At 64.0% G+C, this 16,234-nt stretch carries 11 protein-coding genes and 2 tRNA genes; 10 read left to right on the forward strand and 3 right to left on the reverse strand.

Going from position 1 to position 16,234, the window contains the following annotated elements:
• Nucleotides 1–65: 65 nt before the first annotated feature.
• Nucleotides 66–416, reverse strand: coding sequence for a hypothetical protein (locus tag ACFDR9_RS05115; protein ID WP_409030272.1), 351 nt, complete (start codon nucleotides 414–416; stop codon nucleotides 66–68).
• Between the two features lie 184 nt (nucleotides 417–600).
• On the opposite strand from ACFDR9_RS05115, the gene ACFDR9_RS05120 reads away from it, so the two are divergent.
• The 10 genes from ACFDR9_RS05120 (at nucleotide 601) to ACFDR9_RS05165 (ending at nucleotide 13,799) form a co-directional block, all read left to right on the forward strand.
• Nucleotides 601–2,073: a PLP-dependent aminotransferase family protein gene (locus tag ACFDR9_RS05120; RefSeq protein ID WP_409030273.1), complete on the forward strand. Its 1,473-nt coding sequence runs from the start codon at nucleotides 601–603 to the stop codon at nucleotides 2,071–2,073.
• Between the two features lie 53 nt (nucleotides 2,074–2,126).
• Nucleotides 2,127–3,419 carry a serine--tRNA ligase gene (serS, locus tag ACFDR9_RS05125; RefSeq protein ID WP_409030274.1) on the forward strand — a complete coding sequence of 431 codons (1,293 nt, stop codon included), beginning with the start codon at nucleotides 2,127–2,129 and terminating at the stop codon, nucleotides 3,417–3,419.
• A 107-nt stretch (nucleotides 3,420–3,526) separates the two neighbouring features.
• Nucleotides 3,527–3,617 (forward strand) — tRNA-Ser (locus ACFDR9_RS05130).
• 179 nt (nucleotides 3,618–3,796) lie between these two features.
• Nucleotides 3,797–3,887: transfer RNA gene (locus tag ACFDR9_RS05135), tRNA-Ser, on the forward strand.
• A gap of 122 nt (nucleotides 3,888–4,009) precedes the next feature.
• The gene (locus tag ACFDR9_RS05140; protein WP_017876586.1) at nucleotides 4,010–4,717 is read left to right on the forward strand and encodes a 4'-phosphopantetheinyl transferase superfamily protein; all 708 of its coding nucleotides are present in this window, start codon (nucleotides 4,010–4,012) and stop codon (nucleotides 4,715–4,717) included.
• Nucleotides 4,718–4,886: 169 nt separating this feature from the next.
• Nucleotides 4,887–5,273: a DUF2946 domain-containing protein gene (locus ACFDR9_RS05145; RefSeq protein ID WP_409030275.1), complete on the forward strand. Its 387-nt coding sequence runs from the start codon at nucleotides 4,887–4,889 to the stop codon at nucleotides 5,271–5,273.
• Between the two features lie 121 nt (nucleotides 5,274–5,394).
• Entirely contained in the window at nucleotides 5,395–7,566 is a 2,172-nt protein-coding gene (locus ACFDR9_RS05150; protein WP_409030276.1) for a TonB-dependent receptor, read from the forward strand.
• A 13-nt stretch (nucleotides 7,567–7,579) separates the two neighbouring features.
• Nucleotides 7,580–9,055, forward strand: coding sequence for a PepSY domain-containing protein (locus ACFDR9_RS05155; RefSeq protein ID WP_409030277.1), 1,476 nt, complete (start codon nucleotides 7,580–7,582; stop codon nucleotides 9,053–9,055).
• A 323-nt stretch (nucleotides 9,056–9,378) separates the two neighbouring features.
• Entirely contained in the window at nucleotides 9,379–11,055 is a 1,677-nt protein-coding gene (locus tag ACFDR9_RS05160; RefSeq protein WP_409030278.1) for a glycoside hydrolase family 19 protein, read from the forward strand.
• Between the two features lie 137 nt (nucleotides 11,056–11,192).
• Nucleotides 11,193–13,799 carry a chitinase C-terminal domain-containing protein gene (locus ACFDR9_RS05165; RefSeq protein WP_409030279.1) on the forward strand — a complete coding sequence of 869 codons (2,607 nt, stop codon included), beginning with the start codon at nucleotides 11,193–11,195 and terminating at the stop codon, nucleotides 13,797–13,799.
• A gap of 68 nt (nucleotides 13,800–13,867) precedes the next feature.
• On the opposite strand, the gene ACFDR9_RS05170 is transcribed toward ACFDR9_RS05165, so the two are convergent.
• The gene (locus ACFDR9_RS05170) at nucleotides 13,868–15,130 is read right to left on the reverse strand and encodes a maltoporin (protein ID WP_409030280.1); all 1,263 of its coding nucleotides are present in this window, start codon (nucleotides 15,128–15,130) and stop codon (nucleotides 13,868–13,870) included.
• A gap of 126 nt (nucleotides 15,131–15,256) precedes the next feature.
• Entirely contained in the window at nucleotides 15,257–16,039 is a 783-nt protein-coding gene (locus tag ACFDR9_RS05175; RefSeq protein WP_409030281.1) for an L-iditol 2-dehydrogenase, read from the reverse strand.
• Nucleotides 16,040–16,234 lie beyond the last annotated feature (195 nt).

Here is a 16,234-nt window from a genome sequence, read left to right on the forward strand (position 1 = left end):
AGCCCGAATCCAACGTACGATGCCGTAGGTCGGGTTAGCGCAGCGTAACCCGACGACCCGCGGCGTTAATGCGGCGCCTTTTGCTCGCCCTGCACGGCGACCCACAGGCGGCGCAGCAGCTGCGCCACCTTGCGCTGGGTGCGCGCCAACGACGCCTGCCCCGGCAGCGCCGGGGACTTCACCCGGATGCGGCCGTTGCCGATCGCCTCGATCAAGGTCAGGCCGTTGTTCGGGATGATGAACACATTGCCCTGGCGCAGGGAAAAGTCGGTCGATTCGCCGTACGCGGTGATCAGGGCCAGGCCCGACACGCATTCCACGCGGCGACCCATCGCATTGCTCAGCCGCAGCAGGCGCTGTTCGGTCAATTCATATTCAACGTGGCCTTTGGCCGTCGTTCTCGCTTGGTTTTCCATTTCCGTTCTCCCTTGCTGTGAAATCATGGGTCCAGAATACGGGCTGGCGGCGGACCATAACAGATGCAATAAACCACAATTGTTATCATCACAGTCGCGTTTCAATTAAACTGTTCTGGTCAAAAAAGCAGGCTACTGTACCTGTCGTCGGCCACCCCGTTTGCGTCACAATCATCGGATGTCCATGCAAATCAACCTCTACGAGCAATTGGCCAACGAACTCGGCGCGATGATCGCCAGCCGCGTCTTCGCGCCCGGCGACCGGCTGCCGTCGATCCGCCACCTGGCGCAGCAAAAGCGCCTGTCGATCAGCACCGTCATGCAGGCGTTGCGGCTGATGGAAGACCGCGGCCTGGTCGAGGCCAAGCCGCAGGCCGGCTATTACGTGCGCCACCGCGCCAAGATGCTGGCGGCCATGACCGACACCCAGCACTTGAAGGAACCGGCCTTTGTCGGTATCACCAACTTGCTGATGCGGGTGCTGAGCCTGAACGAGGTGCCCAACATCGTCCAGCTCGGTTCGGCGTGGCCGCCGGACGAAATGCTGCCGATCAAGCGCATGCAGCGCACCGTCAGTTCGGTGGCGCGGCGCGACCCGGGCCTGCTGGCCAAGGTCAGCGTGTTCGAGACCAACGAGCCGGGTTTCCTGCGCCAGATCAACCGCCGCGCGCTCAGTTGGGGCGGCCAGGTCGATCCGAGCGAGGTCGTCGTCACCAGTTCCTGCACCGAGGCCATGAGCCTGTGCCTGCGCGCGGTGGCCAAGCCGGGCGACACCATCGCCATCGAGTCGGCCACCTATTTCGTGTTGCTGCAGATGATAGAGAGCCTGGGCATGAAGGCGCTGGAAATTCCGACCCATCCGAAGACCGGGCCGTCGCTGGACGCGCTGGAGCTGGCCATGCGCGCCGGCCTGGTGCAAGCTTGCCTGTTCATTCCGAACGCCAACAATCCGCTCGGCTGCGTCATGCCGGAGGAGAACAAGAAACGCCTGGCGGCGCTGCTGTCGCTGTACGGCATTCCGCTGATCGAGGACGACATCTACGGCGACCTGTGCTTCACCCCGGAGCGGCCGTGGCCGGTGAAAGCCTACGATACCAGCGGCCACGTGCTGATGTGCTCGTCGTTCTCGAAGGCGATCACGCCGGCGGCGCGGGTCGGCTACGTCGTCGCCGGGCGCTACGCGCAGCAGGTGGCGCTGCTGAAGACCGTCTCCAGCGGCGCCACCAGCCATTTCTTCCAGGCGGTGCTGGCCGATTTCCTCGACGGCAGCAGCTACGACATCCAGACCCGCAAGATGCGGCGCGTGCTGGCCCAGCGCATCGCCCGCATGTCCGACGCGGTATCGTCCTATTTTCCGGTGGAATGCTCGCTGTCGGAACCGCAGGGCGGTTTCGTGCTGTGGGTGCAAATGCCGGAGCAAATCGACGCGCTGGCGCTGCACCACACCGCCAGCGCCGCGGGCATTTCCATCATGCCCGGGCCGCTGTTTTCGGCCTCGGGCAAGTTCCGCAATTACATCCGCCTCAATTGCGGCAACAACTGGAGCCCGGAAATCGAGCGCGCCGTCGCCAAGCTTGGCCAGCTGGTGCACCGCGCGGCGGACGCGTCGGCGTGCGCGTCACCGTCGGAATGCGCCGAATCTGCGCAAAACCCGTAAGGAAGTGGTCGCGGCTTGGTACAATTGTGCTTTCGACATAGCGCCACTACCCCATGATAGACATCCAACTTCTCCGTAAAGACATCGACAAGGTCGCAGCGCGCCTGGCGACGCGCAAGTTCCAGCTCGACGTGGCGGGGTTCAACGCCCTCGAAGCCGAACGCAAGGCAATCCAGACGCGCACCGAAGAACTGCAGGGCAAGCGTAATTCGCTGTCCAAGCAGATCGGCATGTTGAAAGGCAAGGGGGAAGACACCTCGGCCGTGATGGCGGAAGTGGCCGGCCTGGGCGACGCCCTGAAGGCCGATGAAGCCGCGCTGGCGCTGGTGCAGGCCAGGCTGAGCGACTTCATGCAGACGGTGCCGAATCTGCCGCACGAATCGGTGCCCGTCGGCGCCGACGAGAGCGGCAACGTCGAAGTGCGCAAAGTGGGCACGCCGCGCAGCTTCGATTTCGAGGTCAAGGACCACGTCGACGTCGGCGCGCCGCTGGGCATGGACTTCGAAGTCGCCACCAAGCTGACCGGCTCGCGCTTTTCGGTGATGAAGGGCGGCATGGCCCGTCTGCACCGGGCGCTGGCGCAGTTCATGCTGAATACCCATACCGACGAGCACGGCTACACCGAATGCTACACGCCCTATATGGTCAATGCCGACTCGCTGCGCGGCACCGGCCAGTTGCCGAAGTTTGAAGCCGATTTGTTCTCGGTGAAAAAAGGCGGCACGGAAGGCGAGGGCGAAACCTTCTACCTGATCCCGACCTCGGAAGTGTCGCTGACCAACATCGCGCGCGACGAAATTCTGGCGTTGGATGCGCTGCCCTTGAAAATGACGGCGCATACGCCATGCTTCCGTTCGGAAGCGGGCAGCTACGGCCGCGACACCCGCGGCATGATCCGCCAGCACCAGTTCGACAAAGTCGAAATGGTCCAGGTGGTGCACCCGGACACGTCCTACCAAGTGCTGGAAGAAATGGTGGGCCACGCCGAAACCATTTTGCAGCGCCTCGGCCTGCCGTACCGCGTGATGTCGCTGTGCACCGGTGACATCGGTTTCACCGCCGCCAAAACCTACGATTTGGAAGTGTGGCTGCCGGCGCAAAACACCTACCGCGAAATTTCCTCGTTGTCGAACTGCGAAGCCTTCCAGGCCCGCCGCATGCAGGCGCGCTTCCGCAACGCCCAGAACAAACCGGAACTGGTCAACACCCTCAACGGTTCCGGCCTGGCCGTTGGCCGCACCCTGGTGGCGATCCTGGAAAACTACCAGCAAGCCGACGGCAGCGTCGAGATCCCGGCGGTGTTGCAGCCATACATGGGCGGCCTGACCCGCCTGGTTGCAGCCTGAACTTGAACGCGGGGCAGGGGTCAAATATTTCCCCCTTTGCCCCTTCCGTTTTTTTTATACCCTGCTATAATCTTGTTCTCGCAGCAGCAAGCGATCAGAAGTAAGCAGGAAAGGTGGCAGAGTGGTCGAATGCGCTGGACTCGAAATCCAGTGTACATCTTTGGTGTACCGTGAGTTCGAATCTCACCCTTTCCGCCATTATTCAAGTACTTTCGAGTACTCAGCAGTGTAGGAGAACCCCGTTATCGGGGTTTTTTTACGTCCCAACGTTTTACGGGCGGATAGCGCCGAATATCCCCAAAAATAAGCGGCATGCCTTGCGCGAGCTATGCTAAAATTCTGCCTCGCTCATACAGAGCTCGCTTGAAGTTAAGCAAGGAAAGGTGGCAGAGTGGTCGAATGCGCTGGACTCGAAATCCAGTGTACATCTTTGGTGTACCGTGAGTTCGAATCTCACCCTTTCCGCCATAATTCAAACACTTCCGGGTGTTAAGCAGTGTAAAAAAGCCCCGTTCTCGGGGCTTTTTTACGTCGTCATATCATTGTCTACACCCTGATTGGTAAAGAGGATGTCGCGAACGCAATTGCCTATGGCGCGCTTGCCGCTGCCTGACGAGGCGCCTCCCGGCGTCGAAGTCTGGCGCCTGGAGCTGGCGCTGGAAGCGCCGCTGGCGCAGGCCGACTGGGAATTGCTCAGTGAAGGCGAGCGCGCGCGGGCGCTGCGCCTGCACCGGCATGCCGACCGCCTGCGTTCGGTTGCCGGCCGGGCCGGCTTGCGGCGGCTGCTGGCCGAGCGCGTCGGCGCGGCGCCGCGGCAGCTGGAATTTGCCAGCGGCGCATATGGCAAGCCGTATCTGCTGCATCAATCTGGGCTGCCGTCCGGCGCGGCGGCGAGTGCGGACATGGCGTTCAACGTCGCGCACGCCGGCAACTGCGTGCTGATCGCCCTCGGCGCCGCCCCCGCCGTCGCCGCGCTGGGCGTCGACGTGGAAATGCACGACGCCGGCATCGAATTGGCCGCCTTGGCCGCCTTCGCATTGACACCGCAGGAATGTCTGGCCATGCACGCGGCGGCGGACCCGTTGGCCGATTTCTTTCTGCGCTGGAGCGCCAAGGAGGCCGCGCTCAAGGCGCTCGGCGTGGGCGTCGGCGAGTATCTGCGGCAAGTGGCGATTGACCGCCAGGACGGCAAGCGGCTCAAGTGTACGCATCACATGCCGGACTGGCCGTCGTTGCAGATCTGCCCGCTCGACGTTCCCGGTAACTTCAGCGCCGCGCTGGCCTGGCATGCCGCTTAATTAGCGGGCCGGCAACGCCGAAAATCAAGCTGCGGCGTCGAGCCGGGGACTGACCTTCAGGTCCGACCCCAGGGTTACGCCCTTGGTGTAAGGCGCGCAATCACCTTGCCCCCCGCATATGCCGTACTGCATATTGACGCGCACGAGGCCGCTGTTTAGAATTGCGCCCATGTTCCCATCCCACGCCCTTCGCCGCCTGCTTGCCTGGATCGCGCTCGCCGCCATCCTGGGGCTGGCGTTGGCGCCGACGCTGGCGCGGGCGCTGGCCAAGGAAGGCAGCTCCGAATGGATGCAGATCTGCTCGGCGCAGGGAAGCAAACTCGTCGCCGTAGCCGACCTGGCGCCGGGCGAGCAGCCCGGACCGTCGAACGCCGGCCTGGAACATTGCCCGTTTTGCGCGCTGCACACGCCGGCGCCGCCGCCGGCGCAGCTGCGTTTCTCGTTCGCCTTGCCGGCGTCACCGCCGGCGCTGTATCCCAGCCTGTTTTTCTCCGCGCCACGGCCCTTGTTCGCGTGGTCGGTCGCGCATCCGCGCGCTCCCCCCGTCCTCTCCTAGATCAATACGCTTATCCGGCCATCGTAGTCCGGCGCCTTGCGCGCCGGCCGATGGGGTGTGCGCGCCCGTGCGCGCACGCCTTGCCGCCCTTTGCATTTTCTAGTTTCGAGGTCGCTTTAATATGAACGTCAACAAAACCGTAGTCGCCGCCGCCGTCGCCGCCCTGTGCGCGCCGGCCTTCGCCGAAACCATCCCGTCCGACGCTGCAAGCATGCCGACCATCACCGTCAGCGCCGCCCGCGCCGGCGACAAGCTGTCGCTGGACGACGCCAACACCACCGGCTCGCGCCTGGGCCTGACGCCGCGCGAAACGCCGGCCTCGGTGGCCATCGTCAACCGCGCCAGCATCGAACTGCGCGGCGCCGACAACACCCAGGAAATCCTGGCCGGCGTGCCCGGCGTCAGCGCGGCGTCGCCGCCGGGGGCGGCCGGCTCGGTGTACTACCGCGGCTTCGGCGCGTCCAGCCTGACCCAGTTGTTCAACGGCATCACGGCGCAATACGACGCCATCGCCGCGCGCCCGGTCGACAGCTGGATCTACGACCGGGTCGAGGTGGTCGGCGGGCCGTCGACCTACCTGTTCGGCGCCGGCGCCGTCGGCGGCTCGATCAATTACGTGACGAAACTGGCGCAGCGCGACGCCGACGCGCTGGAGCTGCGCGCCCGCTACGGCTCGTTTTCGAACGCCGACCTGGCGCTGGGCGTGAACCGCGGCATCGGCGCGGCCGGCGGCGCGCGCCACACCGTGCGCCTGGACCTGAACCGCAGCCACAGCAACGGCTATGTGGACGGCCAGCGGCGCGCCGCGCTGAACGCCGCCGCCTCGCTGCTGAGCGACTTCGGCCCGCGCCTGTCGCACACGTTGGCGCTGGAATATCAGCGCGAAAAGGTCGACCGGCCGTACTGGGGCACGCCGCTGCTCAATCCGCTTGGCGGCGACGGCCGCATCGACCCGGCCACCCGCTTCAAGAACTACAATGCCGCCGACGGCGTATACGAGCAGACCGTGCAGTGGACCCGTTCGCTGCTGGAGTACCGCCTGTCGCCGCAGACCACGCTGAAGAACACCGTCTACCATTACGACGCCCTGCGCGATTACCGCAACGTGGAAACCTATGTTTTCAACGCGGCCAACACGGCTGTGGTGCGCTCCGGTGCCTTGTTGCAGCGGCACGATCAGCAACTGAGCGGCGAGCGCGTCGAGTGGGTCCACAAGGGCGCGCTGGGCGCCATGAAGGCGGACTGGTCGGCCGGTCTGGACTACAGCCGCAACACGCAGACGCGCTTCCCGCTGTCGCTGCCGGGCACCGTCAGCACCGTCAACCCGGTCGTGTTCGCGACGGAAAACTTCTTTGACGTGCCCGGCATGAAGCCGGGTTTCACGCCGGACCGCACCAACAAGGTCGAGACCCTGGCCTTGTTCCTGGAAAATCGCCTGCGGCTGACGCCGGCGCTGGCGTTGGTGGGCGGCTTGCGGCACGACCGCATCGACATCGAAGTGATCAATCACAAGCTTGCCAGCGCCGCCAGCCCGGCCTATTTCAAGCACGACTACGCGCCCACCACCGGCCGCCTGGGCCTGGTGTACGACCTGGCGCCGCACGCCAACATGTATGTCCAGTACAGCACGGCGGCCGATCCGCCTGCCGGCTTGTTGAGTTCGATCTCCTACGGCCAGGCGCGCGGCTCCGAGCTGACTACCGGGCGCCAGGTCGAGGTCGGCAGCAAGTTCGACTACCTCGGCGGACGCGGCAGCGCGACGTTGGCGGCCTACCAGCTGTCGCGCCGCAACTTGGCGATCGCCGACCAGAACCATCCCGGCGTCACGCTGCCGGTCGGCCAGCAATCGGCCCGCGGCGTGGAGGCGGCCACTTCGTTCAAGCTGAACCAGAACTGGCTGCTGCAGGGTAACCTGGCCTATACCGACGCGCAATACGACGCCTTTGTCGAGAACGTCGGCGGCCAGGCGGTCTCGCGCGCCGGCAAGGTGCCCGCCAACATCCCGGCGTGGGTGTCGAACTTTTGGCTGAGCTGGAACGTGAGTCCGGCGCTGCAACTGAGCGCGGACGCGCGCCACCTGTCCCGGCGCTTTGGCAACACGGCCAACACCGTCAGCGACGCCGGCTACACGGTGTTTGGCGCCAGCCTGAGCTACCAGTTGCAGCGCAACACCAAGCTTACCGCGCGCCTGAAAAACGCCGGCGACAAGGTCTACGCGGCGAACGTGGGCGGCGCCAGTGTTTACCTGGGTGCGCCGCGCTCGCTGGACCTGACCTTGCAATCCTGGTTCTGAGCGGCGCGGCGATATGAAGCGCACCCTGTACCTGCTGCATCGCTGGCTTGGCGTTGTGCTATGCCTGTTCATGGCCATGTGGTTCTTCTCCGGCGTGGTGATGATGTACGTCGGCTATCCAAAATTGACGCAGGCGGAGCGGCTGGCCGCGCTGCCCGCGCTTGACGGCGGGCGCTGCTGCGCGTCGCTGCAACAATGGCTGCGGGCCGCCGGCCACAACGGGGCGCCGACCGCGCTGCGCCTGACGTCGGTGGCCGGGCGGCCGTTGGCGCTGCTCAACTATGGCAAGGCGGACGTGGTGGCGCTCGACGGCGCCAGCGGCCGGCGTGTCGATAGCGTCGACGCCGCCGCCGCGCTGGCGGCCGCGCGGGCGTTTATGCCGGGCGTGCCGGCGGCCTACCAGGACCTGGTGGCGGAAGACGCCTTCAGCCATTCCAGGAACTTGGATGGGCAGCGGCCGTTGCATCGGGTGCAGATGGGCGACGCCGAATCGACCCGCCTGTACGTTTCGGCGCGTACCGGCGAGGTGGTGCGCGACGCCAGCGTGAACGAGCGCGGCTGGAACTGGGTCGGTAGCTGGCTCCACTGGCTGTATCCGTTGCGCGGCGGCATCGTCGAGCGTTTCTGGAACGACATCGTCGTCTATACCGCGCTGGCGGCCACCGCGCTGTCCTTGCTGGGCATGCTGGTGGGGCTGTGGCGCTGGCGTTTTTCGGGGCGCTTTCGCAGCGGCTCGCGCTCGCCGTACCGGGCGCCGTGGATGCGCTGGCACCATCTGCTGGGCCTGGTGTTTGGCACGCTGGTCGTGACCTTCATCTTCAGCGGCCTGATGTCGATGAATCCGTTCAAGGTGTTGGACTCCGGCGCGCCCAAGGTGGCGCAACGGCACGACTGGGACGCCGCGCATTTCACGCTGCCGGCCGGGCAGGCCCTGCAACTACTTGCCGACAGCGGCTTTGAGGTGCGCGAACTGGAGTGGCGCGTCGTCGACGGCGCCGGTTATTACCTGGCGGCGGACGGGCAGGGCCGCACCCGCCTGCTTGCCGCAGGGGCCGGGCCGGCGTTGCCGTTCAAGGCGTTCGGCATTGCGGCGATGCGGGCGCTGGGTGGCGCCATGTTGGCGCCGCACCAGGTCACGCAGGCCAGCGTACTCGGTGAATACGACAATTATTACTACGGCCGCGTCGCCCACACCATGACGGGCGGGCAAAAGCGCTTGCCGGTGCTGCGCCTGAAGTTCGACGACCCCCACGCCACCTGGTTGTACATCGACCCGGCCAGCGGCGCGGTCGTCAAGCAAGTCGACGCGCACCAGCGTGTCGGGCGTTGGCTGTTTTCGCTGCTGCACAGCTGGGATTGGACACCCTTGCTGGCGTCGCGTCCATGGTGGGACCTGTGGATGATTGCCATCAGCGTTGGCGGCATGCTCATCAGTGTTAGCGGCATCGTCATCGGCTGGCGGCGTCTGCGCATGCGCATGCCGCGCTAGCTTGTCCGACAGACCCGCGCGGTCGCGCCTAGACGGCGTGACCGCTGTCATACCAGTCCATACCAGTTTGAGGGTTTGATGCACGCGGTATTAATTACTCATTTCTTTTTAAAATCGGTATGGTGGCCCTCCAGACATTAAAAATCGCACCGTGCTTGCACAAAGTGGTATTGAAACATTGTATTTTAATAAAAACCACTTGACTACCAATTTCCATGGCCGCATTCTCTATGCAGAAAGCCACGGCCGCTCATTGCGCTTTCTTTTCGAACAACATCAAAGAGCTACTCAGATAGTTTTTAGTCGCACGTTCAGGAGACCAAATGAAAACAAAGCAAATGGGCAGGTTGTTAGCAGGCTTGTTGGGTGGAACGCTTGCCGCGTGCGGCGGCGGTTCGCAGTCCGATACGCCGGCGCAGTCAAAATTATTGGCCAGTAGTGTTGTCAGCGAAGCCTGCGCCGAATGGAGTGCCAGCCAAATTTATGTCGCCGCGCAATGCGCGACGTATCAAGGCATAGTCTACAAGGCCAAGTGGTGGGTGCAGGGCGAGGCGCCAAAAGCCGATCCGAACGGACCGTGGCAATTGGTGTCGGGCACGCCAACGCCAACGCCGACGCCAACGCCAACACCAACGCCAACACCGACACCGACGCCAACGCCAACGCCAAGCTGCGCCGTGTATGCGGCCGGCACAAATTATGCTGTAGGGCAGGTTGTGTCCAATGCTGGCAGCTTCTACAGTTGCATCGTTGCTGGCTGGTGTTCGTCATCGAGTGCTGCGTATGAACCGGGGAAGGGCTGGGCTTCTTCGTCAGCTTGGGCGGCAGTGAATTCTTGTAGTGGAACGCCAACCCCCACGCCCACGCCAACGCCCACGCCAACGCCAACGCCCACGCCAACGCCTGGAATTCCCACCAAGGCCCAGGCCGAAGCCAACGAAGCCTTGTTGACGAATAGCGATTTCTTCCGCAAGGTGAAAGCCTCGGTCCGTACGTTGCCGAACGCCGATGTCGAGAAGGTGCAGGCGGGCTTGGCGGGCAATCCGCTCAACGTGAAGCGGGTGGAGCGCCTGCTGCCGGCGCTGAAGTGGGATTTCTATTTTGCCGCGCGCGACCCAAGCTATACCTATCAACGATTTTTGCAGTCGGTGGCAAAATTTCCAGCTGTATGCGATGACTATTCCGATGGGCGCAACGCCGATGCGATCTGCCGCCACACCTTAGCCACCATGTTCGCCCATTTCGGCCAAGAAACGGGCGACCACAACGCCAGCAGCCCGCTTCCGCAATGGCGCCAAGGCTTGAAATACCTGCGCGAACTGGGGTGCGATGAAACCGGCGCCGGCTGCGGCTACAACATCGAATGCGCCGATCCGGTGTTCAACAAGGTGTGGACGTGCGGCGTCAACGCCGACGGCAGCTTCAAAAAGTACTTCGGCCGTGGCGCCAAACAGCTGTCCTACAACTACAACTACGGACCGTTCTCGCAAGCGATGAACAATGGCGACCAGTCGGTGCTGCTGAAAAATCCGGATCTGGTGGCGTCGACCTGGCTCAACCTGGCGTCGGCGACTTTCTTCTTCGTCTACCCGCAGCCGCCGAAACCGTCGATGTTGCATGTGCTTGACGGCACCTGGGTGCCAAACCAGGCCGACCGCACTGCCGGCGCCGGCAACAATTTCGCGACCACCATCATGATCATCAACGCGGAATGTGGACTGGGCACGGAAAAGCCGGCGGCGCAAAACCGTATCGACTACTTCAAGCAGTTTGCCGCGGACCTCGGCTGGGACTATAGCGGCGAGCAATTGTCCTGCGCCAACATGCAGCGCTTTGGCCCGTCTAGTTCTGCTGCCTATAACATCTACTGGGAAAAGAACTGGAGCGCGGGCGGCGACAACCAGTGCCAGCTGGTGAGTTACCAGACCCCATACAGCGCCCTCATCGCTGGCAACTACGTCAAGTGCGTGGAAGCGAACTGGAACGTAAAACTGCAATAGCCGCGCAGGCGGGGACGGCAACGCAACGGCGCCGTCCCCGCCCATGAATTCTTGAGTGAACAGAGCAAGGCCGGGTCCCGAGAATCGGAGAGGGAAGCCATTCCTTCGCCGTAAACTATAACCACGTGGAGACAAAATTGAATACTAAACGCAGTGCATTATTGATGGCCATCCTGAGCGGCATGCTTGCCGCTTGCGGCGGCGGGCAGGAGGCGCAAACCGGGCCGCAGACCAAACTGTTGGCCTCGACTACGGTCTCTTGCGTGGACTGGGATGCGGCCACCGTCTACACCGGCGGCCAGTGCGCCAGCTACCAGGGCGCGGTGTACAACGCCAAGTGGTGGACGAAAGGGGACGTGCCGAGCGCGGCCAATGAGGCCGGCCCATGGGCGCTGGCGTCGGGTACGCCGACGCCGACGCCGACCCCGACCCCAACCCCGACGCCTACCCCAACGCCGACTCCCACCCCGAACTGCGTGCCCTACGTTGCGGGCTCAAGCTACATTGCCGGCCAAACCGTATCGCACGCCGGCGGCAATTACAGCTGCACCGTCGCCGGCTGGTGCTCGTCCGGAAATGCCGCTTACGAGCCTGGCATTGGCTGGGCCTGGCAGCAAGCATGGACCGGCGTCAGCGCCGACAGCTGTGGCGTACCAACGCCAACGCCAACGCCCACTCCGACTCCAACTCCAACTCCAACTCCAACTCCAACTCCAACTCCAACTCCAACTCCAACTCCAACTCCAACTCCAACTCCAACTCCAACTCCGACGCCATGTCGTCCCGACGGTCTGAGTTCCAGCGTCGCCAGCGTGCCGTACTGCAAAGTCTACGATGCCAACGGCCGCGAAATCCTCGCCAACGGTTTGAACCGCCGCATCATCGGCTACTTCACCAGTTGGCGCACCGGCGTGGACGGCAGCCCGGCCTACCTGGTCAACAATCTGCCGTGGGACAAGATCACCCACCTCAACTACGCGTTCGCGTCCGTCGATCCGGCCACCTCCAAAATCGCCATCGGCAGCGGCCCGACCAATCCGGAAACCGGCCTGACCTGGCCGGCCGTGCCGGCGGCGGCGATGGACCCGTCGCTGCCGTACAAGGGGCATTTCAACCTGCTGGCCCAGTACAAGAAAAAGCACCCCGGCATCAAAGTGCTGATCTCGGTCGGCGGCTGGGCTGGCGGCACCGGCTTCTACACCGCCACCACCAACGCCGACGGCTCGCTCAACAGCGCCGGCATTAACACGCTGGCCGATTCGATGGTGGCGTTCCTGCGCCAGTACAGCTTCTTCGACGGCATCGATGTCGACTACGAGCACCCGACCACCAACGCCGAGGCCGGCAACCCGATCGACTTCGCGATCTCGAAACCGCGCCTGAACGGCCTGATGGCCAGCTACAATGTGCTGCTGAAAACGGTGCGCCAGAAGCTCGACGCGGCCTCGGTGCAGGACAACAAGTATTATATGTTGACCATTGCCGGGTCGGCTTCAGGCTGGATCTTGCGCGGCGAGGAAAACATGTCCGGCTTGCAGTACCTGGACTACGCCACGTTGATGTCGTACGACTTGCACGGCGCCTGGAACCAGTACGTCGGTCCCAACGCCGCCCTGTTTGACGACGGCAACGACGCCGAACTGAAGGCCGGCAACGCCTACCAGTACCAAGGCATCGGCTATCTGAACACCGACTGGGCCTACCGCTACTACCGCGGCGCGATGCAGGCGGGGCGCATCAACATCGGCGTGCCGTACTACACCCGCGGCTGGAAAGACGTGACCGGCGGCACCAACGGCCTGTGGGGCACCACCGCGCTGACCAGCTCCACCGTCACCTGCGCAGGCGTCAAAACCTGCGGCATGGGCGCGACCGGCATCGACAACGTCTGGTTCGACCTCGACAGCCAAGGCAAGCCCGTGCCCGGCGGCGGCAACCCGTTGTGGCACGCGCTGAACTTGCAAAACGGCATCGTTCCGGACTACCTGGACGCCTACAAAGTCACCGATAAAACCATCGTCGGCACTTATGTGCCGTACTACAGCAGCACGATGGCGGCGCCGTGGTTGTGGAACGCGACCAAAAAAGTGTTTATCTCGACCGAGACCACGCAATCGATCGGCGCCAAGGCGCAGTACATCATCAATAACAATATCGGTGGCGTGATGATTTGGGAGATGGCCGGCGACTATGCCTGGGACGCGAGCAAGAACGGTGGCAAGGGCCAGTACGGCATGGGTTACACGCTGACCAACACCTTGTATGACGCGCTCAAGACCGCCGGACCTTACGGCAACAGGCGCGCCGAGGGAGCGCTGCCCGCCAGCGCCGCCAACGTTGGCATCACGCTCGGTTCGTGGAAGCCGGGCGACAGCAACTACCCGATCAATCCGGTGATGACGGTCAAGAACAACTCGGCGGTTACGCTGCCGGGCGGCACCGTGTTCGAGTTCGACTACCCGGTGTCGGCGCCGTCCGACCTGAGCGACCAGTCCGGTTTCGGATTGACCACCACCGTGGCCGGTTATGCCGGGCCGAACAATATCGGTGGCTTCAAGGCCAACTTCAACCACGCCCGCTTCGCGCTGCCGGCATGGCAAACGCTGGCGCCGGGCGCGTCGGTGGCGTTGACGCTGAATTACCGGCTGCCAATTTCAGGGCCGTCGAATTACAGCGTCACCGTGGGCGGCGTGAAATATGCGCTGAGCCAGGAGTATCCAGAGTTGCCGCTTGGCGTGAAGTAACAACGCCGGGCACGTAATAGCCCCAAAAAAATGCGCGCCAACCGGGCGCGCATTTTTTTATCCACAGTTTAGAACCAGCTTTCCACTTGGACGCCAAACGAGGTGCCGCTGGTGTTGTTGTTGTAGATCGGGCCGGAGTTGTTGGAGGCGTTGACCGAGGCGGTCGCCGCATCGTTCCACTTGCCGTAGGTGACGAAGGCGCGCAGCTCGGGACGCGACCACAGGCCGGGGCCGGCCGAGATCGTCGGCGCCAGCGTCAGCTTGGTCAGGCGCTTGGTCGGGCCACGGCTGTCGGTGACGCGGTCGGTGCCCAGTTCGACGACCATCTTGAGGTTCTGGTTGAAAGCGTAGACCGGGCGCACGCCCAGCGAGGTCCAGGTCGACGAGCCGCCGGCGTCGGACTTGTCTTTTTGCACCAGGGCGACCATTTCCATGCCCATGTTCTCGGTCGGCTGGACCCACAGGTCGTTGAAGACGCGCACGCGTTTCACGTCCGAACCCAGCGAGGTGTAGCCGGAGGCGCCCATGCGCGAATTGCCGACGCCGATACCGGTGCCCGGGCCGACGCCGTACTGCACGCCGAAGGTGTTGGCGCCGCCGAAGACCTTGGCTTGCTTGTGGAACAGCGACACTTGCCAGCCGTTGTGCTTCTGGCCCAGGGCGTCGTCGTCCTTGCCCTCGGCGGTGATGATGGTGGCCGCGACGTCGAAGGTGCCGTTGGGGTTGAGCGGCACGTCGCCGTAGATGAAGTTCTGGCGGATCGCCGACGGCGTGCCGACCACCTTGCCGTTGGCGTCGAGCGTGTTGGTGTCGTTGTCCTTGAAGAAGGCGTAGGAGAACTTGCCCGGACCGGCCTGGATCTGGTCGAGGCCGGCGCCGGTGCCGTTGAAGTTGATGTATTGCAGGTCCAGCATGTGGATGTCGGGACGGTAGTAGAAGCGCTTGCCCATCCAGGCGGTGCCGCCGTTGAGGAAGTCCAGGCCCTTGGCCTCGATGTAGGCCTTGTTCAAGCCCAGTTTCTTGTCGCCGAAGTCCGAGTTCGGGCTGTAGATGTTGGCCCATACCGTGGCGACGTAGCTGACGCCGCCGCTCTTCGCGATTTCCTTGGTGTAGCCGCCCTCGAAGTAGGCGTCGCATTCGTTGCCGAGGCGGTACTTCATCGTGTTGCCGCCCAGGCCGTAGCAACCCTGCGGGCCGCCGGCGCCGCTGGTGCTGCCGGCGCCGACCCGGAAGTAACCGTGGAAGCCTTCTTCGTCGCCGGCGGCGGCGCTGCCGCAGGCCAGCGCCAGGGTGATGGCGGCGGGTAAAACTTTCAACATCGTGCGATTCATGGTGTGTCTCCTGGTTATATTTTTATGTGTTGACTATGTGTTAAACAATTGCTCGGGACGTAAGGATACCGCCGCGGCGCCGGGGTGGCGCCGCGGTGTTGCTGCTACTAATGGATAAGGGGAGGGCTAGCTCATCACCGAGCCGCCGTCGACGTTGATCGTCTGCGCCGTGATGTACGCCGAATCGTCGCTGGCCAGGAAGATCGCCGTGCCGGCCAGGTCGGCCGGCGTGCCCATGCGCCCGAGTGGTACCGCCAGCCCGACCGCGCGCTTCTTCTCACCCGGTTGCAGGTTTTCGTAACGGGCGAACAGCGCGTCGACGTGGCCCCACATCGGCGTGTCCACCACGCCCGGCGCGATGGCGTTGACGCGGATGCCGCGCGGCGCCATGGCCAGCGCGGCCGACTGGGTGTAGCTGATCACGGCGGCCTTGCTGGCGCAATAGTGCGACACCAGCGCCTCGCCGCGGCGTCCGGCCTGCGACGCGAGGTTGATGATGGCGCCGCCGCGGCCGGCGTCGACCATGCCTTGCAATACTTGCTGCATGACGATGAACATGCCTTTGACGTTGACGTCGAAAAGGCGCTGGTACATCGCCAGGTCCGACTCCAGCAGCGGCGCCATGTCGAACACGGCGGCGTTGTTGAACAGGATGTCGACCGGGCCGTGGCGTTCGACGGCGGCCGCCAGCATGGCGCCGACCGAGCCGGCGTCGCGCACGTCGGCGGCCAGGTAGCACAATTGGTCCGGATAGCGCGCCAGCAGTGCCGCCGCCGCGGCCGGCGGCGTCGGCGCCAGGTCGACCACGCTGCAGCGCGCGCCTTCGGCCAGGTAAGCCTCGGCCACCGCCAGGCCGATGCCGCCGCCGGCGCCGGTCAGCACCGCGTGTTTCGATGCAAGCCGGTTCATGGCGCCGCTGCCTTGCCGCGCGGACGGCCGTGGTGCGCGCTGGCGCGGGTGTCGAGCTTCATTGAAATCTCCTTGTCTGTGGGTAGGCGATGCGCTCTGGCACCGTTGGGGAAAGTCTAGCAACGATCCCGCGCCGGCTTTGATACTACCCACGCAATAGTCGATACTTTCTTTCCGCGCCGGGGTGCCCGCATT

Origin of the sequence: Janthinobacterium sp. CG_23.3, assembly GCF_046115965.1 — a bacterium.
Lineage (GTDB): Bacteria > Pseudomonadota > Gammaproteobacteria > Burkholderiales > Burkholderiaceae_D > Janthinobacterium.